Annotated in this window: 19 protein-coding genes and 2 riboswitches; of the genes, 7 read left to right on the forward strand and 12 right to left on the reverse strand. The window is 73.9% G+C overall.

Annotation, left to right across the window (positions count from 1 at the left end):
- Window position 1 precedes the first annotated feature (1 nt).
- The 4 genes from ASD90_RS09960 to ASD90_RS09975 are packed head-to-tail and all read right to left on the reverse strand — an operon-like array spanning window position 2 to window position 4,660.
- Complete coding sequence (locus tag ASD90_RS09960) at window positions 2-1,360, reverse strand: deoxyribodipyrimidine photo-lyase (RefSeq protein ID WP_056755326.1); 1,359 nt, start codon at window positions 1,358-1,360, stop codon at window positions 2-4.
- Window positions 1,360-2,637, reverse strand: coding sequence for a cyclopropane-fatty-acyl-phospholipid synthase family protein (locus ASD90_RS09965; protein WP_056755329.1), 1,278 nt, complete (start codon window positions 2,635-2,637; stop codon window positions 1,360-1,362). The genes ASD90_RS09960 and ASD90_RS09965 overlap by 1 nt, the downstream gene beginning before the upstream one ends.
- Complete coding sequence (locus ASD90_RS09970) at window positions 2,634-3,389, reverse strand: DUF1365 domain-containing protein (protein ID WP_056755331.1); 756 nt, start codon at window positions 3,387-3,389, stop codon at window positions 2,634-2,636. Before ASD90_RS09970 ends, ASD90_RS09965 begins: the two co-directional genes overlap by 4 nt.
- Window positions 3,386-4,660 (reverse strand): NAD(P)/FAD-dependent oxidoreductase, encoded by a 1,275-nt coding sequence (locus ASD90_RS09975; protein ID WP_056755334.1) that lies wholly within the window; start codon window positions 4,658-4,660, stop codon window positions 3,386-3,388. Before ASD90_RS09975 ends, ASD90_RS09970 begins: the two co-directional genes overlap by 4 nt.
- Window positions 4,661-4,818: 158 nt before the next feature.
- Here ASD90_RS09975 and ASD90_RS09980 point away from each other — a divergent pair, with 158 nt between their 5' ends.
- The 5 genes from ASD90_RS09980 to ASD90_RS10000 are packed head-to-tail and all read left to right on the forward strand — an operon-like array spanning window position 4,819 to window position 9,282.
- Complete coding sequence (locus tag ASD90_RS09980; protein ID WP_056755337.1) at window positions 4,819-5,274, forward strand: SRPBCC family protein; 456 nt, start codon at window positions 4,819-4,821, stop codon at window positions 5,272-5,274.
- A 3-nt stretch (window positions 5,275-5,277) separates the two neighbouring features.
- Complete coding sequence (locus tag ASD90_RS09985; protein WP_056755340.1) at window positions 5,278-6,213, forward strand: MerR family transcriptional regulator; 936 nt, start codon at window positions 5,278-5,280, stop codon at window positions 6,211-6,213.
- 2 nt (window positions 6,214-6,215) lie between these two features.
- On the forward strand, window positions 6,216-6,992 hold the full coding sequence (locus ASD90_RS09990; RefSeq protein ID WP_056755342.1) for a cobalt-precorrin-6A reductase: 777 nt from the start codon (window positions 6,216-6,218) through the stop codon (window positions 6,990-6,992).
- 30 nt (window positions 6,993-7,022) lie between these two features.
- Window positions 7,023-8,807, forward strand: a complete 1,785-nt coding sequence (locus tag ASD90_RS09995) for a SulP family inorganic anion transporter (RefSeq protein WP_082588619.1) — start codon at window positions 7,023-7,025, stop codon at window positions 8,805-8,807.
- Between the two features lie 10 nt (window positions 8,808-8,817).
- The gene (locus ASD90_RS10000; RefSeq protein ID WP_056755347.1) at window positions 8,818-9,282 is read left to right on the forward strand and encodes an MOSC domain-containing protein; all 465 of its coding nucleotides are present in this window, start codon (window positions 8,818-8,820) and stop codon (window positions 9,280-9,282) included.
- On the opposite strand, the gene cbiB is transcribed toward ASD90_RS10000, so the two are convergent.
- The 8 genes from cbiB to ASD90_RS10040 form a co-directional block, all read right to left on the reverse strand.
- The gene (gene cbiB, locus ASD90_RS10005) at window positions 9,242-10,180 is read right to left on the reverse strand and encodes an adenosylcobinamide-phosphate synthase CbiB (RefSeq protein ID WP_056755349.1); all 939 of its coding nucleotides are present in this window, start codon (window positions 10,178-10,180) and stop codon (window positions 9,242-9,244) included. The genes ASD90_RS10000 and cbiB overlap by 41 nt on opposite strands.
- On the reverse strand, window positions 10,177-11,187 hold the full coding sequence (cobA, locus tag ASD90_RS10010; protein WP_056755352.1) for a uroporphyrinogen-III C-methyltransferase: 1,011 nt from the start codon (window positions 11,185-11,187) through the stop codon (window positions 10,177-10,179). Before cobA ends, cbiB begins: the two co-directional genes overlap by 4 nt.
- Complete coding sequence (gene cobC, locus ASD90_RS24300) at window positions 11,177-12,247, reverse strand: Rv2231c family pyridoxal phosphate-dependent protein CobC (protein WP_056755354.1); 1,071 nt, start codon at window positions 12,245-12,247, stop codon at window positions 11,177-11,179. The genes cobA and cobC overlap by 11 nt, the downstream gene beginning before the upstream one ends.
- Window positions 12,244-13,749 (reverse strand): cobyrinate a,c-diamide synthase, encoded by a 1,506-nt coding sequence (locus tag ASD90_RS24305; protein ID WP_235506535.1) that lies wholly within the window; start codon window positions 13,747-13,749, stop codon window positions 12,244-12,246. Before ASD90_RS24305 ends, cobC begins: the two co-directional genes overlap by 4 nt.
- Window positions 13,746-14,357, reverse strand: coding sequence for a cob(I)yrinic acid a,c-diamide adenosyltransferase (gene cobO, locus ASD90_RS10025; RefSeq protein WP_235506537.1), 612 nt, complete (start codon window positions 14,355-14,357; stop codon window positions 13,746-13,748). Before cobO ends, ASD90_RS24305 begins: the two co-directional genes overlap by 4 nt.
- On the reverse strand, window positions 14,357-16,462 hold the full coding sequence (locus tag ASD90_RS10030) for a VWA domain-containing protein (RefSeq protein ID WP_056755357.1): 2,106 nt from the start codon (window positions 16,460-16,462) through the stop codon (window positions 14,357-14,359). Before ASD90_RS10030 ends, cobO begins: the two co-directional genes overlap by 1 nt.
- An 80-nt stretch (window positions 16,463-16,542) precedes the next feature.
- Window positions 16,543-16,614: riboswitch (cobalamin riboswitch) on the reverse strand.
- A gap of 56 nt (window positions 16,615-16,670) precedes the next feature.
- Window positions 16,671-17,411 (reverse strand): hypothetical protein, encoded by a 741-nt coding sequence (locus ASD90_RS10035; protein WP_056755360.1) that lies wholly within the window; start codon window positions 17,409-17,411, stop codon window positions 16,671-16,673.
- Window positions 17,408-17,917, reverse strand: coding sequence for a hypothetical protein (locus ASD90_RS10040; protein ID WP_056755363.1), 510 nt, complete (start codon window positions 17,915-17,917; stop codon window positions 17,408-17,410). Before ASD90_RS10040 ends, ASD90_RS10035 begins: the two co-directional genes overlap by 4 nt.
- Before the next feature lie 146 nt (window positions 17,918-18,063).
- Here ASD90_RS10040 and ASD90_RS10045 point away from each other — a divergent pair, with 146 nt between their 5' ends.
- Together ASD90_RS10045 and ASD90_RS10050 are read left to right on the forward strand one after the other, a co-directional pair.
- The gene (locus ASD90_RS10045; protein WP_056755366.1) at window positions 18,064-19,293 is read left to right on the forward strand and encodes a bifunctional cobalt-precorrin-7 (C(5))-methyltransferase/cobalt-precorrin-6B (C(15))-methyltransferase; all 1,230 of its coding nucleotides are present in this window, start codon (window positions 18,064-18,066) and stop codon (window positions 19,291-19,293) included.
- Window positions 19,290-20,072: a cobalt-precorrin-4/precorrin-4 C(11)-methyltransferase gene (locus ASD90_RS10050; protein WP_056755369.1), complete on the forward strand. Its 783-nt coding sequence runs from the start codon at window positions 19,290-19,292 to the stop codon at window positions 20,070-20,072. Before ASD90_RS10045 ends, ASD90_RS10050 begins: the two co-directional genes overlap by 4 nt.
- A 30-nt stretch (window positions 20,073-20,102) precedes the next feature.
- Window positions 20,103-20,290, forward strand: a riboswitch (cobalamin riboswitch).
- The last annotated feature ends 12 nt before the right edge of the window (window positions 20,291-20,302 follow it).

Here is a 20,302-nt window from a genome sequence, read left to right on the forward strand (position 1 = left end):
CCTAGCCTCGGGCGCGCTCGTAGCGGGCCAGGGTCTCCCTGCGCTCGTCGTCGTGGTCGACGACCGGCCGGGGGTAGTCCTGGTCGTACCCGTTGTCATGCTTCCACGGCTCGTGGGCCGCGGCACCCGGCAGGTGCGCCAGCTCGGGGACCCAGCGCCGGACGTAGTCGCCGTCGGGGTCGAACTTCCTCCCCTGCGTCACCGGGTTGAAGACCCTGAAGTAGGGCGACGCGTCGGTGCCGGTGCCCGCGACCCACTGCCAGCCGTGGTTGTTGGAGGCGATGTCGCCGTCGACGAGGTGGTCGAGGAAGTGCTGCGCGCCGACGGGCCACCACACGTGGAGGTCCTTGGTGAGGAAGCTCGCCGTGATCATCCGGACCCGGTTGTGCATCCAGCCCTCCTCGAGCAGCTGGCGCATCCCGGCGTCCACGACCGGGTAGCCGGTGCGCCCCTCGCGCCACGCGTCGACGAGCCGGTCGGTCTCGGCGCCGGAGTCGTAGGGCAGCCTCGCCAGCTCGGGCCGCAGGTCGTGCCACGCCGAGTCGGGGTGGTGCCAGAGCACGTCGGCGTAGAACTCGCGCCAGATCAGCTCGGTGACGAAGGTGCTCGCGGCCTGCGAGCGCCCCGCGGAGTGCGCCGCGATGTCGGCGAGCAGGGTGCGCGGGTGGATCTCGCCGTACTTCAGAGGTGCCGACAGCCTGCTCGTGGTGTCGAGGTCGGGTCGGTCGCGTTCCTTGTCGTACGCCGTCAGCCCGTCGTGGAGGAAGCGGTCCCACCGCTTGAGCGCGGCGGCCTCGCCGGCCTCCAGGTGGGGAGCCTCCGGCAGGGTGTCGCTGCGCACGTCGTCGCGCAGCCACGGGATGCGCTTCGGGCGGCCGGCCGGCGCAGGCCGCCCGTGCTGGTGCCACGCCTTGGAGAAGGGGGTGAAGACCTTGTACGGCGAGCCCGACTGGTTGACGATGCGACCCGGTCCGACGGCATACGGCGTGCCGGTGGCGACGAGCCGGCGTCCCTCGTCGGCCAGTGCCTTCTCGACGGCCTCGTCACGGCGGCGGCCGTAGGGCGTCGTCTCGCGGGAGACGTGCACCTGCTGCGCACCGACCTCCGCGGCGAGCGCGGGGATGACGTCGACGGGGTCACCGCGCCGGACGACGAGGGCGCCACGGGTGTCCTTCGACAGCGACGCGAGGGAGGCCAGCAGCCGCCGGGTGCGGGGCGTGTCGGTCTCGAGCAGACGCGGGTCGAGGACGAACACGGGCAGCACGTGGCTCGCCGCGTCGACGGCCGCGAGCAGCGCCGGGTGGTCGTTCAGGCGCAGGTCGCGCCGGAACCACAGGATCGACGTCGTCGCCAGTGCCATCACGAGGCCGCGGCCGCGGCGCCCTCGCGCTCGAAGCGCACCTGGGCGACGTCGAGGTAGCCCGTCGCGAAGCCCGCCTCGCAGTAGGCGAGGTAGAACTCCCACTTGCGGCGGAAGGTCTCGTCGAAGCCGAGGGCGTGGACCTCGGGCCAGCGGGCGAGGAACGTCTCGCGCCAGCGCCGCAGGGTCTCGGCGTAGTCGGTGCCGAAGGCCTCGACGGCCGACATCCGCAGCGTCGTCGCGGCGTCGGTCGTCTCGCTCATCGCCTGGAGGCTCGGGATGAGCCCGCCGGGGAAGATGTGCTTCTGGATCCAGCCGTAGGAGTGCTTCGTCGCCATGAGCCGTTCGTGCGACATGAGGATCGCCTGGACGGCGGCGATGCCCCCCGGGGCGAGGCGCTCGTCGATGGTGCGGAAGTAGGTCTCCCAGTACTCCTCGCCGACGGCCTCGATCATCTCCACGCTGACGACGGCGTCGTAGACGCCCTCGACCTCGCGGTAGTCCTGGATCCGGATGTCGACGCTGTCGGCGAAGCCGGCTTCGGCGACACGCCGGCGGGCGAGCGCCGCCTGCTCCTTGGAGAGCGTCACGCTCGTCACCGTCGCCCCGCGGCGCGCTGCCTCGAGGGCGAGCGTGCCCCAGCCGGTGCCGATCTCGAGCACCCGCGTGTCCTGGCCGACCTTGGCCATGTCGAGGATCGCGTGCACCTTGCGCAGCTGGGCCTGCTCGAAGGACTGCGTGCGCAGCGGCTCGTCCTCGTCGAAGATCGCCGAGCTGTAGCTCATCGTCTCGTCGAGGAAGGTCGCGAAGAGGTCGTTGGACAGGTCGTAGTGCGCCTCGATGTTGCGGCGCGAGCCGAGCAGCGAGTTGTTCTGGATGCTCGGGATCCGGCGGTCGACGAAGCCCCGCAGCCGCAGCCAGCCCCCCGGGACCGCCGTCGTCATGCGCTCGGCGAAGGGCATGAGCAGCTCGGCGAGGTCGGTGCCCTCGGCCGCCTTCCAGTCGCCGGCCATGTAGGCCTCGCCGATGCCGATCTTCGGGTGGTGGGCCAGCCGCTCGAAGACCGCGGTGGGGCGCACGATCTCGAGCCCGGGGCGGTCGGCGCGGCGCGTGCAGCCGCCGAGCAGCGAGCCGTCGGGCATGACGACGTCCACCGGCACGCGCTTGGCGACCTGGGCGAGGATGCTGCGGGCGAGGCGGGCGCGCACGCACAGCACACGCAGGGTGGGTCGGCGCAGGCACAGCGGTTGGGCCATGGTGGGGGACAGGGCGGTCATCGGACAGCCTCCTTGGGGTGGCGGGGGCGGGGCACGACGGGCAGGCGGCGCAGCCACAGGCGGATGCCGTGGACCCGGATGAGGGCGGTCACCCTCTGGGTGACGAGGCCGTGACGGCGGACGAGGCGGAGCAGTGCGCGGGGCGTGGCCGGCTCCGGGGTGCCGCGGGTGACGGCGGTCATGACGCGCTCGCCGTCGCGGTCGAGGGCCACGGTCACGCTGACGGCATCGGGCTCGAGGACGAGGCGGACGGCATACTCCCCGCGGGTGTCGTTGAAGGGGGAGACGTAGAACGCCTTGTCGACGGTCGCCGTGCCGTCGTCGTGGACGTCGAGGAGGTATGCGTGGCGCTCGCCGTACGTGTTGTGCACCTCGAAGACGACGGCGAGGAGCGAGCCGTCGGGGCGCAGGCACCAGAAGACCGAGAGCGGGTCGAAGGTGTGGCCGAGGACCCGCGCGTTGGCGAGCATGAGCACGCGGTCGTCAGCGGCCAGTGTCACGCCCCGTGCCGTCAGGAAGCGCTCGACGTCACCGCGGATGCCGCCCCCGAGCCGACCCCCGTCGAGGTGGTCGCGGACGTCGAAGCGGGCGAGGAGCCTTGTCGGCCAAGGGAGTCGCGGCAGGTCGTCCACGTCGACCAGCCACTGGTAGTGGCCGTGGGTGAAGCTGTGGTGGAGCGGCGTGCGGCGCGAGTGAGCCACGGTGCCGTCGACGAGGGCAGGCACCGTGGGTGGCGTCAGGACGGCCGTCACCAGCGCACCCCGAAGGACTCGGCGGCTTCAACGCCGGAGCGGCAGCCGTCCTCGTGGAAGCCCCAGCCGAGGTGCGCGCCGGCGAAGGCCAGGCGCTCGCCGCCGCCCTCGCGCAGGCGCGACGCGGCCTCGACGGCCTCGCGGGTGAAGATCGGGTGGTCGTAGGACATCCGCGCCGTCACGAGCGACTCGTCGATGCTGCGGGCGGGGTTGAGCGTCACGACGTGGTCGTCGGCGTCGGTGATGCCGTGGAGGCGGTTCATCCAGTAGCTGACGGTGACGTCGGGGGCCGGCGCGTCGCACGCGTGCATGCGGTAGTTCCACGAGGCCTTCGCCTGGCGCGGCTTCGGCAGGACCGAGGAGTCACGGTGCAGCCAGGTCTCGTTGCGGGAGTAGCGGATCGCGGAGAGGTCACCCTTCTCGTCGGGTGTCGCGTCGGCGAGCAGGTCGAGGGCCTGGTCGGCGTGGGTGGCGACCACGACGCGGTCGAAGGTCGTCGTGTGCCCGTCGCGCACCAGCACGTCGACGCCGTCGTCGTGCCTCGTCACGGCGGTCACCGGGCTCTCCTTGCGGACGTCAGGCAGACGCTCGACGAGCCGGTCGACGTAGGTCGCCGACCCGCCGGTGACGGTGCGCCACGTGGGCGACCCCTTCACCGTCAGCATGCCGTGGTGGTCGAGGAACCGGAAGAGGTGACGCGCCGGGTAGGAGGTCGCGTCGAGGTCGCCGCACGACCAGACGCAGGCCACGAGCGGGATGGCGAAGTGGCGCACGAAGTAGTCGGAGAAGCCTTGCGCTGCAAGGAACTCGCCCCATGTCGGGTCCTGCGACTCGTCGGCCAGCAGGGCGCGCGCGGCGGCGTGGAAGCGCGGCACGTCACGCAGCATCCGGATGAAGCGCGGGTCGGCGAGGCGGCGCTTCTGGGCGAACATCCCCCGGGGTCCGCGCCCACCGGCATACGACAGCCCGCAGCCCTCGCACGTGATGCTCATGCTCATCTCGGTGGGCTGGGTCGGCACGTCGAGCTCGCGGAAGAGGCGGAGCAGGTGCGGGTAGGTCTTCTCGTTGTGGACGATGAAGCCGCTGTCGATGCGCAGGCTGCCGTCGCGACCGGGGACGTCGTGGGTGTGCGCGTGGCCGCCGAGCCGCGAGTCGCCCTCGAAGAGGGTGACGTCGTGGGTGGCGCCGAGCACGTGCGCGGCGGTCAGGCCGGACACTCCGGCCCCGATCACCGCTGCGGTCGGTCGGGTGTTGCGGTTCGGTCGAGTCACCGAGGCCTCCTGGCTGATGTGGTCCCGTGTGGTTCGGCGCGACGCCCCGACCGGATGGTTCGACTGTTCAGAGGGATGGTTCTCGAGAGGTTGCGTTGTCCATCCTTCGTCCACACCGTAGAGTGGCTGTTCAAGGTCTGTCAAAGGTTGGAGAAGGCATGGACATCGAGCGCAGCGTCACCGTCGGACATCCGGTCGACCGCGTCTTCGCCTACCTCAGCGACTTCACCAACACCACCGAATGGGACCCCGGAACCGTCCGCACCGAGCGGGTGGCGGGCGAGGGCGGGGTCGGCACGCGCTACCACAACGTGTCGAAGTTCCTCGGTCGCGAGACCCAGCTCGACTACCTCGTCGTCGAGTGCGTGCCCGGCGAGCGGTTCGCGCTCCGAGGCGAGAACGCGACGGTCGTCGCGAAGGACACCATGACCTTCGTGCGCACGGTGACGGGGTCGGGCGCCACCCTCGGTGAGGGCACGACCGTCACCTACCGGGCCGACTTCGAGTTCAAGGGCCTGGCGAAGTTCATCGCCCCGCTGTTCGCGCCGGCCTTCAAGAAGCTCGGCGACGAGGCCGAACAGGGGATGCGCGACGCGTTGGGCAGGTTGGGGTAGTCGATGTACACCATCAAGCGTGCCGCCGAGCTGACCGGGATCAGCGTCGCCACCCTCCGCGCGTGGGAGCGTCGCTACGGCGTCGTCAGCCCGCAGCGCTCCGACGGCGGCTACCGCCTCTACGGTCCCGAGGACGTCCGCGCCCTCGCGATCATGAACTCCCTCGTCAACGAGGGCTGGTCGGCCCGCGAGGCCGCTGCCGAGACGACGCGTCGGCTCTCCAGCCGCGACCCCGCCGGCCGTGAGACCCCCTTCGGCCGCGGTGACCGCGAGAGCCGGGCCAGCCGCGTCGCGCCCCTGCGCCCCGGCGGCCGCTACCAGTCCGAGGACGCCGAGGCGTTCATACGGGCGGCCGAGCGGCTCGACTCCGCGTCGGCGACGGCCGTCCTCGACGCCCGTTTCGCGCTCGGCACCTTCGAGCACGTCGTCGACGACTGGCTCATGCCGACCCTCCAGCTCGTCGGTGAGGCGTGGGCGCACGGTCGCCTCACCGTCGCTGGCGAGCACCTCGTGTCGTATGCCGTCCAGCGCCGTCTCGCAGCCGCCTACGAGGCCGCGTCGGGCCGGGTCGACGGCCCGACCCTGCTCATCGGCCTGCCGCCCGGCGCCCGCCACGAGCTCGGCCTGCTCGCCTTCGCCGTGGCCGCCCGGCGCGCGGGCTTCGCGACCGTCTACGTCGGCGCCGACCTGCCGGCCGAGGACTGGCTGCGCGCCATCGAGGCCCGTCGGGCGAGCGGCATGGTCATGGCCGTGCCGCGCGACATCGACATCACCGCGGCCCAGGAGATCGTCGACACCGTGGGCCGCGCCCATCCCGAGGTCGTCATCGGGCTCGGCGGCAGCCAGCAGAACGAGATCAGCGGTCCTTGCGTGCACCTCGGCCACTCCATCACCGTCGCCGTGGGCGAGATGACGCGCCGGCTGCGCGTCCCCGCCTGACCGTGCACGTCCTCGTCCTCGGGGGCACCGGTGAGGCGCGAGACCTCGCCGCCCGCCTCGTCGAGCGCGGGGACTCCGTCGTGTCGAGCCTCGCGGGCCGGGTCAGCGCGCCGGCGCTGCCCGTCGGCGAGGTGCGCACCGGAGGCTTCGGTGGGGTCGAGGGTCTGGCCGACCACCTGGTCGACCGCCGCTACGACGTGGTCGTCGACGCCACCCACCCCTTCGCCGCGCAGATCACCGGCAACGCCGTCGCCGCGTGCGCCCGGGCCGGGGTGCCGCTCGTGCGCCTCCAGCGGCCGGGGTGGACCCGGCACCCGCTCGCCGGCGAGTTCACGTGGGTCGACGACGTCGAGTCCGCGCGGGTCGCGGCCGAGGGTCTCGGGGTCAGGCCCTTCCTCACGACCGGGCGCCAGCAGCTCGACACCTTCGCCGTCTGGGACGACCGCTACGTCCTGGCCCGCGTCGTCGACCCGCCCGACTGGGACGTCCCGGCGAGCTGGGAGGTCCTGCGGGCCCGAGGGCCCTACCCGTATGCCGCCGAGCGCGACCTCCTCGAGAGCCGGGCCGTCGACGTGCTCCTGACCAAGGACTCCGGCGGCGCCCTCACCGAGGCCAAGCTGGGCGCAGCCCACGACCTCGGCGTGCCCGTTGTCGTCGTGCGCCGGCCACCGGTCCCCGACGGGGTCCGCGTCGTCGAGACGGTGGGGGAAGCCGTCCGGGCCATGGAGGTCACGGGGGCCAGGGGGGCCATCGGGGCGGTCGACGCGAAACCAGCCTGACGGCAGACGCCCTCGCGTACGGTTCGAGAGGTGACGGCGGACCTGCAGCAGCGGGCACGGTGGGAGCGGCTGCTCCCGGGGGTGGCCGTCCTGCGCCGCTACGACAAGGTGTGGCTGCGCGGCGACGTGCTCGGCGGCATCACGGTCGCCGCCTACCTCGTGCCGCAGGTGCTCGCGTACGCCGAGGTGGCCGGGCTGCCCGCGGTCAGCGGGCTGTGGGCCGTCGGTCCGGGGCTGCTCGTCTACGCGGTGCTCGGGTCGTCGCGACAGCTCTCCGTCGGGCCCGAGTCGACGACGGCCCTGATGACGGCCGCCGGCGTCGGCGCGCTGGTGACGGCGGCCGGCGGCATGGCGATGCGGCAGGAGATGGCGGCCCTCCTCGCGATCGCCGTCGGGCTCATCTGCCTCGTCGGGTTCGTCGGGCGGCTCGGCTTCCTCGCCGACCTGCTCTCCAAGCCCGTGCTCGTCGGCTACATGGCCGGCATCGCCGCGCTCATGATCGTCAGCCAGATCGGCAAGCTGACCGGGCTCCACGTCGAGGGCGACTCCTTCCTCCAGGAGCTGAGGTATGCCGTCACGCATCTCCGCGACGTCCACGTGCCGACGCTGCTGCTCGCCCTGGGGGTGCTCGTGGTCCTCTTCGCGTTCCAGCGCTTCGCGCCGCACTGGCCGGGGCCGCTCATCGCGATGCTCGGGTCGACGGTGCTCGTCGCCGTCCTCGACCTCGCCGACCGGTTCGGGATCACGCTCGTGGGTCCCGTGCCGCAGGGACTTCCGGCTTTCACCGTGCCGGACGTCTCGGCGGTGGACGTGTGGGCCCTGCTCCCGGCGGCCCTCGGCGTCGCGGTCGTCGCCTACTCCGACAACGTGCTCACCGGGCGGGCCTTCGCCGGGCGCCACCGCGAGACCATCGACAGCAACCAGGAGTTCCTCGCCCTCGGCGGCGCCAACGTCGCGACCGGTCTGCTGCAGGGCTTCCCGATCAGCTCGAGCGGCAGCCGCACCGTCATCGCCGACTCCATGGGGGCGCGCACCCAGCTGCACTCCCTCGTCTCGCTCGTCCTCGTCGTAGCGACCCTGCTGTGGCTCGGACCCGTCATCGCAGCCTTCCCGACCGCGTCCCTCGGCGCCGTGGTCGTCTATGCCGCCGTGCGTCTGGTCGACATCCCCGAGATGCGGCGCATCGGGGCTTTCCGGCGCAGCGAGCTCGTGCTGGCGCTCTCGACGACGGCCGCCGTGCTCCTCTTCGGGGTGCTGCCGGGCATCGGCGCGGCGATCGCGCTGTCGGTGCTCGACCTGCTGCGACGCATCGTCCACCCGCACGACGGTGTGCTCGGCTACGTGCCCGACGTCGCGGGCATGCACGACATCGACGACCACCCGAACGCCGTGCAGGTGCCCGGGCTCGTCGTCTACCGCTACGACTCGCCCCTCTTCTTCGCCAACTCCGACGACTTCGTGACGCGCGCCATCCAGGTCGTCGACGAGGCGAGGCACCACGGCCGGGTCGAGTGGTTCCTGCTCAACGCGGAGGCCAACACCGAGGTCGACCTCACGGCGGTCGACGCCCTCGAGACGCTGCGCTCGACGCTCTCGGACCGCGGCATCCGCTTCGCGATGGCTCGGGTCAAGGAGGACATGCGCCTGTCGCTCGACGCCGGCGGGTTCGTCGAGAAGGTGGGCGCCGACCTGATCTTCCCGACCCTGCCCACCGCCGTCGCTGCGTATGCCGCGTGGTACGAGCGCGAGCACGGCGCGGGGCCGCCGGGGCTGCGCATCCCACCCGTCCCGACGCAGCCGGAGACCGATGCCTAGCCTGGTCGACATGCACCCCGAGCCGCCCACCGAGACCCCGACGGTCGTCGCCATCCACGTCGCGAAGGGGCGCCGGCTGCCGACGCGCTCGGTGCCGAGCGTCGAGGCGGAGGCGGGAGCGGGCCTCGTCGGCGACCGCTACCACGGCAGCAAGCACCGGCACGTGACGATCCAGTCGCTGCCCGATCTCGAGGCGGCCGCCGCCGAGCTCGGGCGCCCGGTGGACCCGGGCCTGACGCGCCGCAACGTGACGATCTCAGGCGGCGCGATCCCGACGAGGCCGGGAGATCGCATCACGATCGGCGACGTCGAGCTCGAGGTCGTGCGCATCGCCGCACCCTGCCGGCTGCTCGACGACAACCTCGGCCCCGGTGCGGCGCGGGCCCTGCACGCCCGGGCCGGGACGGTGTTCCGCCTGTTGACGTCCGGGACGATCAGCGTCGGCGACGAGGTCGGCCTCGAACCGACCAGATGACGGCGACGGCGAGCGATCCCGCGCCCACCCGGCGGGCGAGTCGGGTGGCCGGGGCGATGTCCTGGACGCTCGCCACCGGCCCGTCGCCGAGGGTGCCACGGTCCTCGACCAGGCCGTCGTACGCGTTGGACCCGCCGAGCCGCACCCCGAGGACGCCGGCGAAGGCCGCCTCGACGACGCCGCCGTTCGGGCTCGGGTGGGCCGGGGCGTCGCGCCGGATCGCCGCCCAGCCTCGGAGCGCCCGCTCGCGCGACCCCGCGCCCGCCAAGGCCGTGGCGGCGGCAACCCGTGCCGGGACCCAGTTGGCACCGTCGTCGAGTCTCGCTGCGGCCCAGCCGAACTCGCGGTAGCGGTCGTTGCGGTGCCCGACCATCGCGTCGAGGGTGTTGACGGCGCGGTAGCCGAGCAGGCCCGGGACGCCGAGCAGACCGCCCCAGAGGAGCGGGGCGACGACGGCGTCGGAGGTGTTCTCGGCGAGGGACTCGATGCAGGCGCGGGCGACCTCGTCGCCGTCGAGCCGTGTGGTGTCCCGGCCGACGAGGTTGCGCACCTGCACGCGGGCGGCGTCGAGGTCACCACGGCGCAGCTGGTCGTCGATGGTGGCGGCCTCGCGCGTCAGGGATCGACCGCCGAGCACGGCCCACGTCGCGGCGGCGGTCACGAGGGTGTGGACGACATCGCTGCGCCGGGCGGTGCGCTCCGCCACAGCGCCGAGACCGGCCGTGGCGGCCACGAGCAGCGCGATGTGCGCGACCCCGTCGGCGCGCCGGGCGGCATATGTCCTCTGCTCGAGAGCCGTTGCGACCGAGCCGAACCCGGCCACCGGGTGCCAGCGACCCGGGTCGCCGACCGCCTGGTCGAGCGCCCAGCCGAGGGCGAGCCCGAGGGGTCGGCTCATCGCAGGACGTCGAGCGCCGCGACGTCGCCGATCACGACGACGGCAGGCGCCGAGAGACCGTCGCGTCGGGCCGTCGCGTCGATCTCCGAGAGTGGGGCCCGGACGGTCCGCATGCTCGGCAGGCCGGCGTCCGCGACGACGGCGGCGGGCGTCGTCGGCGGCAGGCCCTCGGCGACGAGGGTGTCGGCCACCGCCCCGAGCGTCGCGACGCCCATGAGCACGACGATGGTGGTGCGGCTGCGGGCGATGGCTGCCCAGTCCAGCGTGCTGCGCGGGTCGCCCGGCGGCACGTGCGCGCTGACGACGGTGAAGCCCTGCACGAGGCTGCGGTGCGTCACGGGGATTCCGGCGAGGGCGGGTGCGGCGATGCTCGACGAGATGCCCGGGATGACGACGACGGGGATGCCGCGCGCCACGCAGGCCTCGGCCTCCTCGCCGCCCCGGCCGAAGACGAAGTTGTCGCCCCCCTTGAGTCGCAGGACGTTGCGCCCCGCGAGCGCGTGCTCGACGAGGAGGTCGTTGATGCGTTCCTGAGGGGTGAACTCGCCACGCGGGATCTTTCCGACGTCGACCACGTGCACGTCGTCGCGAGCGTGACGCAGCGCGCTCAGCGGTGCGAGACGGTCGTGCACCATGACATCGGCCTGCCGGATGGCCTCGATGCCCGCGACGGTCAGCAGCCCCGGGTCGCCGATCCCGCCACCGAGGAGCGTCACCGTTCCGACCGACGAGTCGCCCTGGGCGACAAGGGGTTCGGTGGGTGGGGCGGGAGAGGTCGACGGTTCCCCACGGAGGACGACGTCGTATGCCGTCGAGTCGGCCTGTGTGTCCGGGGTGACGAGTCCGCGCTCGGCGAGGTCGCGCAGCGAGGTGGGCAGGTCGGCCAGGGCGGCGCCGACGCTCACGCGGGCCCCGTCGCGCAGCAGCGCGTGGACGGTCGCGACCGAGTGCGGTCCGATCTGCGCGACGAGGACCGACAGGCCGGCGAAGCTCAGCTCAGGCGACATGGCGCAGTCTCCTCAGGTCGTCGAGCGCCGCGGCGACGGCGCGCGAGGTCTCGGGGTCGCGGACGGCGAGGCGGACCCACGTCGGCCCGAGTCCGGGGAAGGTCTCGCCGCGTCGCACGGCGATCCCGAGACGGGCGAGGTCCTCCCGGACCGAGGCGTCGCCGAGCGGGCTCGTGTCGACGAGGACGAAGGGTGCGGCCGAGGATGCTCCGGTGCTGAGCCCGACGGCAGCGAGCTCGCGCACGAGGACGGCGCGGTCGCCGGCGAACGCGACCGCTGCGGCCTCGGCCTCGGCGACGGCGCGCTCTGACAGGCAGGCGACGGTCGCAGCGACTGCAGGGCTCGAGACCGACCACGGTGGCTGTGCCTCGCGGAGGGCGGCGACGAGGGCGGGGTCGCCCACGACGTAGCCCGCGCGCAGGCCGGCCAGCCCCCAGGTCTTCGTCAGCGACCGGATGACGAGCAGGCCCTCGAGGTCCGCTCCGATGAGCGACTCGGGCTCGCCGGGAACGGCGTCCATGAAGGCCTCGTCGACGACGACGACCCGCCCCGGACGACGCAGCGCCCGCAGGTCGTCGGCCGGGTGGAGGACGCCGGTCGGGTTCGTCGGGTTGCCGACGACGACGAGGTCGGAGTGGGCGTGGTCGCCGGACGGGGAGAAGGTGGCCGGGTCGAGGCGGAAGCCGTCGTCGCGCTCCAGCACCCACCGCATGACGGGGCGCCCGGCGGCGGCGAGCGCGGCCTCCGGCTCGGTGAACTGCGGGTGCACGACGACCGGACGGTAGCCGGCCACGGCTCGGGCGACGAGCGTGAACGCCTCGGCCCCGCCTGCGGTCGGCAGCACGCACGCCGGGTCGACGCGGTGTCGTGCCGCGATGGCCAGGACCGCGGGGGTGGGGTCGGGGTAGCGGCCCAGGTCGCGGAGCGAGCCCGCGATGACGTCGGCGAGCCACGGCGGCGGGGCGGGCAGGCGGACGTTGACGGCGAGGTCGACGAGGCCCGGGGCGGCGTCGCGGTCGCCGTGGTGGTGCAGGTCGACGAGACCTCCGCCGTCGCTCACGACGCCCTCCGGCGCGAACCCGCGCCGACGGCATACGCGTGCACGGCGTCGGCGAAGCGGACGGCGAGCCGGGGGTGGCCCGCCCAGTGGGTGTGGAGGTAGGAGGCGTGGACCGTCGCTCGGCCGGTGCCGGCGGGGTCGAGGGCGAAGCCGTCGGGTGTGCCGTCGAGCAGCCACCCCGCCGTGGCCGACCCCGCGTCGCCGCCGACCGTCGTTCGGTGGAACTCGTGGCCGGTCACGCGCGTGCCGGCCACCCCGAGCACCGAGTCGCCGGGCGCGACCGCGGTGCGGTAGCCGAGCGTCAGGCGGGGGCCCATCGCCCCGACGGCCGGGATGGCGCCGACCATCTCGTGGCCGTCGACGGACTCGGACAGGTAGAGCATCCCGGCGCACTCGGCGACCGTCGGCAGTCCCGCCCGCACGGCGCGCAGGATCTCCTGTCGCACCGCCGAGTTCGCGGACAACGTCTCGGCGTGCACCTCGGGGAAGCCGCCGCCGAGGTAGAGCCCGGCGGTGCCGACGGGGAGCGACCGCGCGTGGAGCGGGTCGAAGACGACGGGCTCGAGGCCCGCCGCCCGGAGCAGCTCGTCGGTCTCGGCGTAGCGGAAGGTGAAGGCGCGGCCGCCGGCGACGGCCACGACCGGGCGCCGGCCCACCGCGGACGTCCGGGCACCGCCCCCCAGGGCGGCGACGGGGTCCCACGCCGGGACGTCGAGATCGGGAGCGGACCGGGCGATCGCCAGCACGGCGTCGAGGTCGACGTGCTCGGCCACGCGCTCGGCGAGGAGCCGCACCGAGCGGGCCGCCTCCTCGCGCTCGGCGGCAGGCACGAGCCCGAGGTGACGGGACGGTGCCTCGATGCCCGCGTCGCGCGGCAGCACGCCGAGCACGGGGACACCGGTGGCCTCGAGCGCGGACCAGACCTCGCGCATGTGCCGGCCGGACGCTGCCTTGTTGAGCACGACCCCGGCCACGTGGACGCCGGGCTCGAAGGTCGCGAGGCCGTGGACGATCGCCGCGGCGGTGCGGGTCATGTGGCTGACGTCGAGGGCGAGCACGACCGGCGTGCGCGTGAGCGTCGCGACGTGCGCGGTCGATGCGTAGCCGTCCCCGCCGATGCGCCCGTCGAAGAGCCCCATGACGCCCTCGATGACGGCGACGTCGGTCGTCCCGTTCGCCGCCGCACCGTGGACCAGGAGTGGAGCGACGCGGTCCTGCCCGCAGAGGAAGGGGTCGAGGTTGCGGCCGGGGCGGCCCGTCGCGAGCGAGTGGTAGCCGGGGTCGATGAAGTCGGGCCCCACCTTGAACCCGGACACGCCCAGCCCCCGAGCGCGCAGCGCTGCCATGAGCCCGGTCGCGACCGTCGTCTTGCCGTGCCCGGAGCCGGGGGCGGCGACGACGAGGCGCGGCAGCACGGTGGCGCCGGTCTGCCCCGGCTCGGCCGGGAGGCGGCCGAGCGCCACGCCGACCGCCGCGTCGACCGCGCTGCTGAAGGCGCTCACCACTCGATCCCCCTCTGCCCCTTCTGCCCTGCGTCGAACGGGTGCTTCACCTTCGTCATCTCGGTGACGAGGTCGGCGAGGTCGAGGACCCCCGCCGGGCAGCGGCGGCCGGTGATGACGACGTGCTGGTGACCCGGACGGTCGCGCAGCGTCGCCACGACGTCGTCGACGTCGATCCACCCCCAGACCATGGGGTAGGTGAACTCGTCGAGCACGTAGACGGCGTGCGTCTCGGCGGCGAGCCGGCGCTTGATCTCGGCCCAGCCCTCGCGGGCCGCCTCGGCGTGGTCGTCCGCGGTGCCCTCCTTGCGGGTCCACGACCAGCCGGCGCCCATCTTGTGCCACTCCATCGGGCCGCCCCTGCCGGTCTCGCGGTGCAGCTCGGCGAGCGTCTCGACCGCGGTCTGCTCGCCGATGCGCCACTTCGCGCTCTTGACGAACTGGAACACGCCGACCGACCAGCCCTGGTTCCAGCCGCGCAGTGCCAGGCCGAAGGCGGCGGTCGACTTCCCCTTGCCGTCACCGGTGTTGACGATGAGCAGCGGCCGGTTGCGGCGCTGACGGGTCGTGAGCCCGTCCTCGGGCACGGTGGTCGGCTGCCCGCGCATCAGGCAGCACTCCCCGTCGTCGGGCGGCCGTCGACGGTGGCGCGCGCTGCCCCGACGATCGCCGCGGCGGCGAGCTCGCCGACGGGCAGGTGCTCGGCGCCGAGGTGCTCGGCGAGCCGGGCGGCCAGGCCCATCCGGAAACGCCCCGACTCGCAGTCGAGGACGACGCTCTCGACCCCCTCGTGCCGCAGCTGCGTGGCGACGCGGGCGGCCCGACCCAGTGCGTCGGTGCCGCTCGTGGCCCGGCCGTCCGTGACGACGACGAGGAGCGCGCGCCGGTTCGGGTCGCGCAGGCGCTCGACGCGCAACGTGTCGTATGCCGTCCCGAGCCCTTCCGCGAGCGGCGTCCGTCCGCCGTGGGGGAGGTCGCGCAGCCGGCGGGCGGCGATGTCGACCGATCCGGTCGGCGGCAGGGTGAGCTCGGCGCCGGACCCGCGGAAGGTCACGAGCCCGACCTTGTCGCGCCGCTGGTAGGCGTCGAGCAGCAGGGACAGCACCGCCGACTTCACGGCCTCCATGCGCCGGCGGGCGGCCATCGACCCCGACGCGTCGACGCAGAGCAGCACGAGGTTGGACTCGCGGCCCTGCAGGACCGAGCGGCGCAGGTCGCGGGGCAGCACGCGCAGCCGGGCGCTCGGGCCGGCCTCGCCGCGTGCGGCGGCGGCGCGGATCGTCGCAGGCAGGTGGACGGGCCCGGTGGTGGCGCTCGTCGAGCCGACGCGGCGGCCGGTGCTCGTCAGGGCGGCCGAGCGCCGGCCGGGGTCCCCCTGGCCGATCCCCTTGGCACGCAAGAGCTGTGGCCGGTACGGCTCGTCGGCGGCGCTCACTGCAGAAGCCGTGGGCACCTCGCGCTCGCCGCCATCGCTGCTCTCGCCGTGTCCCGGCTCGAGCTCGGAGCGCTGGGGCTCGGGCTGTCGATCCGGCTCGCGGTCCCCGGCGTGTGCCCTCTCCGACGACGTGCTCGGCTGCGCCTCGCCGTCGAGAGCGTCGTCGTGGTCGCCTGGCTCTGGTTCGCCGCCGTCGCCCGGACCCGGGTCGGGCTCGGGCTCCGGACCGGGCGCGTCGTCGCCGAGGAGCTGGTCGAGGAGGTCCTCGTCGAGGCCGGGGGAGTCGAACGGGTTGCGGCGCCGGCGATGCGGCAGGGCCAGCCGGGCAGCGGCCCGGACGTCGGCGACGGTGACCGTCGTGCGGCCCGACCACGCCGCGTGCGCGACGGCGGCGCGGGCCGTGACGATGTCGGCGCGCAGGCCGTCGACCTCGAAGGCGGCGCACACGGTCGCGATCTTCGTCAGCACCTCGTCGGTCAGCGTGACCGCGCCGACCCTCGACCGAGCGTCGGCGATCCGCCCGCGCAGCGCCTGCTGGTCGTCCTCGAACCGCGCCACGAACGCGCCGGGCGACGCGTCGAAGGCCAGCCGGCGGCGTACGACCTCGGCGCGCAGCGCGGGCTCCCGGGGCGCGGCGACCTCGACGGTCAGGCCGAAGCGGTCGAGCAGCTGCGGGCGCAGCTCGCCCTCCTCGGGGTTCATCGTGCCGACGAGCACGATGCGTGCGGCGTGCGAGACGGAGACCCCGTCGCGCTCGACGGTGTTGCGGCCCATCGCCGCCGCGTCGAGGAGCAGGTCGACGAGGTGGTCGTGGAGGAGGTTGACCTCGTCGACGTAGAGGATGCCGCGGTTCGCGGCCGCGAGCAGCCCCGGCTGGTATGCCGTCTCGCCGCGTCCCAGCGCCCGCTCGAGGTCGAGCGACCCGACGACGCGGTCCTCGGTCGCGCCGATGGGCAGCTCGACGAGGCGAGCGGCGCGTGTGCCGGCCTCGGCGCCGACGTCGTGCGGTCCGTCGGGGCAGCCGGCGCCGTCACCGGGGGCGCAGCCGAAACGGCAGCCGCTGACGACCGCCTGACGGGGGAGCACGGCGGCGAGGCCACGCACCATCGTCGACTTCGCCGTGCCCTTCTCGCCGCGCACGAGCACGCCGCCCACCTCGGGCGAGACGGCCGTGAGGACGAGCGCCAGGGCCAGGTCGTCGGAGCCGACGACGGCCGAGAAGGGGAAGATGCCGGGGCGTGACCCGGTGTGGTCAGGGTCGTTCGAACCGTCGCGCACGTGACTGCGAGCCTCCTGCGGGTGCCGCGCCCGCGTCGGTGGACCGGACGCGCCCGGCGGGCGCGACCAGCGACGGGAGATGCCCTGGCTTCCGCCGACCGCGTGGTCGGAGGTTCACAGTGGCGGGACCGCTCCGGATTCGCACCGGATTCCTCTCCCAGTCGCCACGGGCAGTCTGCCACGTCGCGGGGGTCCGGCGCAGGGCGGCTCAGGCCGACTGCGCCGCCGGGCCGGTCTCGGCGTCGGTCGGCAGGATCGAGACGATGGCCCGCCACACGGCGGTCGACGTCGTCGGCACCAGGGTCGGGCCGTGCTCGTCGGCCTCGACCCGGAGCAGTCCGGCGTCCACGTCGACCCACGCGAGCCGGCGCACGATGGTGCGGTCGCGCGCCGGAAAGGCGATGTCGACCACCGACAGCTGCCACAGTCCGGCGCGCACCGCCGCCGCGGCCGGGGGCCAGGGCGCGAGCAGGTCGGCGAGGGCCTCGCTGCCTGCGGCGCGGGCGGCCTCGGAGTTGGAGGCGAGGTCGTCGAGCAGCGACTCGTCGACGACGGCCGAGGCCGGGTCGAGCCGGGGTCGGGCCTGCAGCCCCGTCAGCCGGCCGATGGTCGTGGGCACGAACTCCGTGCTCACGGCCGCGAAGTCGTAGGTGCCGTCGGCGAGGTCGGTGAGCATCGCGCTGACGAACGCGACCCAGGCCTGGTGGAGGCGGACCCCGTCGGGACCGGTGACGAGCACCTGGAGCGAGCCGAGGGAGCTGGTGACCGCTGCGAGGGCGTTGCGCAGGACGGGGTGCGGTGCCCCGTCGGCGACCGCTCCGGCCTCCCTGAGGCGCGCGACGACGTCCTCACACGCTCCCTCGGGGTCGGTGGCGTACTCGACGAGCGTGATGAAGGCGTCGGCGTCGAGCCGAAGGCGGGAGGTGCTTGCGTCGAAGGTCACGCTCATGCGGGCACCAGTCCGTCGGCGCGCATGACGAGGCTCGCCGCGACGGCGTCGATGACGGGAGCCAGCTGGGCCAGGCGCAGGGTGCCGACGCGGGCGGTCAGGGTGACGCCGACGCCGTCGACGAGGGTGGTCCACGTCTCGGTCGTCACGGACTCGTGGGCCGGGGTCGAGTGGGTCGAGAGCCGGCGCAGCCCGAGGTGGCCGCCGATGGTGACCTCGTCGTGGTCGAGCAGGACGTAGCCGTCGAGCTCCTCGGCCTCCCGGCGCTGCGTCGTGCGCTGCCACTCGGCGAGCGAACCCCCCACGTCGGCGAACGTGAGGACGACGTTGGTGCGGAAACGGTCCGACTCGTCGGGCTCGACGGCGGCGACCACGTCCCCGTCCGGCGACGGCTCGATCGTGTCCCAGTCGGCGGGCACGTCGAACGACACGCTCCCACCGCGGGTGGTCACCGTGGTCAGTCGGGGCAGCGGGAGCCGCCCCGACCCCGGGTGGATGTGAGTCATCCTCGTGTTCCTCCCCTGTGTCGCATCTTGGTTGCCTGCCGTCCCCCGACGACGTGCGATAGGACATCATGGGGCCGACATGGGGCGTATCGGGCCGGAACGGTCACAACGAATGGCACCCGATCCGTCGCGCTAGGGTCACCGCTGTGATCGAGGTGGTCGGCGTGGGTGCGTCCGGGCTGGAGTCCCTCGGCCCCGACGGCCGTCGGTTCGTCGATGCGGCCGAGGTCGTCGTCGGCGGCGCGCGACATCTCGCCATGCTCGACGAGCGTCCCGGCCGTCGCCTCGTGCCCTGGCCGTCGCCCCTGCTCCCTGCCCTGCGACAGGTGCTCGACGAGGCCGGCACGTGTCGGGTCGTCGTGCTCGCGAGCGGGGACCCCCTCGTCTCGGGCATCGGCTCGACTCTCGTGCGCGAGCTCGGGGCCGACGCGGTGCGGATCCACCCAGGGGTCTCGTCGGTCGCCCTGGCCCGCGCCCGGATGCGCTGGGCCGCAGAGGATTCCGACGTCGTGACGCTCGTCGGACGAGACGTCGACCGACTTCGCCGTGACCTCGCGCCGCGGGCACGGCTCGTCGTGCTGACCTCGGGGGACGACGCCCCGGCCCGCGTCGCGTCCCTGCTCGTCGAGGAGGGGTATGCCGCGAGCCGCCTCACGGTGCTCGGTGACCTCGGCTCGCCGGCCGAGTCCCGCACCGAGGGCGTTGCCGCATCGTGGGACGGGCGTCCCACCCCTCGGTTGCACCTCGTGTGCGTCGAGTGCGACCCGCACCCGACGCGGAGCGCCAGGTCGCTCGTGCCGGGACTCAGCGAGACGGCATACGAGCACGACGGGCAGCTGACCAAGCGTGTCGTCCGGGCCGCGGCCCTGGCGCACCTGGCGCCCCAGCCCGGCGACGTCCTGTGGGACCTCGGGGCGGGTGCCGGCTCCGTCGGGATCGAGTTCGCCCGGGCGCACCCGCGCAACGAGGTGCACGCCGTCGAGCGCGACCCGGGGCGGGCCGCACGGGTGCGGCGCAACGCGCGTGCCCTCGGGGTGCCCGGGCTTCGGGTGGTCGAGGCGGCGTCGCTCGAGGCCGTCGGGGTGCTGCCGCGGCCCGACGCGGTCTTCGTCGGGGGCGGGGCCACGGGCCCGCTGCTCGACGCGTGCTGGGCGGCGCTCGTGCCCGGTGGACGGCTCGTCGTGCACGGCGTCACGGTCGAGACCGAGCTGCTGCTGCACGAGATGCGTGGCCGGCTCGGTGGGTCGATGACCCGGGTCGCCGTCGAGGACCTCGACACCATCGGATCGCTCCACGGCTGGAAGCCGGCCCGGTCGATCGTGCAATGGTCGGTGGAGAAGGCTGTGTCACAAGGAGACTCGGAGACCGACTCATGACCATTCACTTCATCGGTGCCGGCCCGGGCGCCGCCGACCTGCTCACGCTCCGGGCGGTGCGGCTCGTCGGTGAGTCCCGGGTGTGCCTCTATGCCGGCACCTACATCGGCGCCGAGGTGCTCGCGCACTGCCCCGAGGGTGCCGAGCTCGTGGACACCCAGCACCTCGACCTCGACGCGATCACGGAGCACTGCGTCCGCGCGCACAGGGCTGGGCACGACGTGGCCCGGCTCTGCTCGGGCGACCCGTCGCTCTACTCCGCCATCGCCGAGCAGACCCGGCGCCTCGACCGCGCCGGAGTGCCGTGGGACGTGACACCGGGCGTGCCGGCGTATGCGGCGGCGGCCGCCCTCATCGGCCGCGAGCTGACGGTGCCCGAGGTCGCGCAGTCCGTCGTGCTGACCCGGGCGCACCGCGACTCGACGCAGATGCCCGAGAGCGAGTCGCTCGCGCACTTCGCGCGGTCGCGGGCCACGCTCGTGCTGCACCTCGCGATCCGGCGCACGCGCGAGCTCATGGCGTCTCTCGTCGGCGACTACGGCCCCGACTGCCCCGTGGTCGTCGTCGCCGACGCCGAGCAGCCCGACCAGCTCGTGCTGCGCGGCACGCTCGCCGACATCGCCGACCAGGTCGAGGCCGCCGGCCTGCGCCAGGCCGCCGTCATCCTCGTCGGCCGTGCGCTCGCGGCGCGCGACACCGACGACTTCGTGGAGTCGCACCTCTACGGCACGCGGATCACCGGGATCACCCGGGCCACGCGAAACACGCCGGGCGCCTAGGGTCCCCGTGGCATGTCCGGACGGGCTGTGTCAGGATGCGAGTGCCGCAGTGCACGGGAAGTCGGTGTGATTCCGACGTGGTCCTCGCCACTGTGACCAGGGAGCAAGTCCCCACCATTCGCCACTGGTGACCGCAGGTTGACGCCGGGTCGCTGGGAAGGCTGGGGAGGCGTGACGATCTGGAAGCCAGGAGACCGGCTGCGGCGCGATCTGTCCACGAGGCATGGAAC

It is taken from the genome of Terrabacter sp. Root181, from assembly GCF_001428505.1.
Taxonomy (GTDB): Bacteria; Actinomycetota; Actinomycetes; order Actinomycetales; family Dermatophilaceae; genus Terrabacter.

Bases quoted from the DNA above. Each gene is read 5' to 3' on its own strand.
- ASD90_RS10040 (WP_056755363.1), bottom strand. From the start codon at position 17,917: ATGACTCACATCCACCCGGGGTCGGGGCGGCTCCCGCTGCCCCGACTG.
- cobA (WP_056755352.1), bottom strand. From the start codon at position 11,187: ATGTCGCCTGAGCTGAGCTTCGCCGGCCTGTCGGTCCTCGTCGCGCAG.
- cobO (WP_235506537.1), bottom strand. From the start codon at position 14,357: ATGCGCGGGCAGCCGACCACCGTGCCCGAGGACGGGCTCACGACCCGT.
- ASD90_RS09965 (WP_056755329.1), bottom strand. From the start codon at position 2,637: ATGACCGCCCTGTCCCCCACCATGGCCCAACCGCTGTGCCTGCGCCGA.
- ASD90_RS10000 (WP_056755347.1), top strand. From the start codon at position 8,818: ATGCACCCCGAGCCGCCCACCGAGACCCCGACGGTCGTCGCCATCCAC.
- ASD90_RS10035 (WP_056755360.1), bottom strand. From the start codon at position 17,411: ATGAGCGTGACCTTCGACGCAAGCACCTCCCGCCTTCGGCTCGACGCC.
- ASD90_RS10050 (WP_056755369.1), top strand. From the start codon at position 19,290: ATGACCATTCACTTCATCGGTGCCGGCCCGGGCGCCGCCGACCTGCTC.
- ASD90_RS09985 (WP_056755340.1), top strand. From the start codon at position 5,278: ATGTACACCATCAAGCGTGCCGCCGAGCTGACCGGGATCAGCGTCGCC.
- ASD90_RS09960 (WP_056755326.1), bottom strand. From the start codon at position 1,360: ATGGCACTGGCGACGACGTCGATCCTGTGGTTCCGGCGCGACCTGCGC.
- ASD90_RS09980 (WP_056755337.1), top strand. From the start codon at position 4,819: ATGGACATCGAGCGCAGCGTCACCGTCGGACATCCGGTCGACCGCGTC.
- cbiB (WP_056755349.1), bottom strand. From the start codon at position 10,180: ATGAGCCGACCCCTCGGGCTCGCCCTCGGCTGGGCGCTCGACCAGGCG.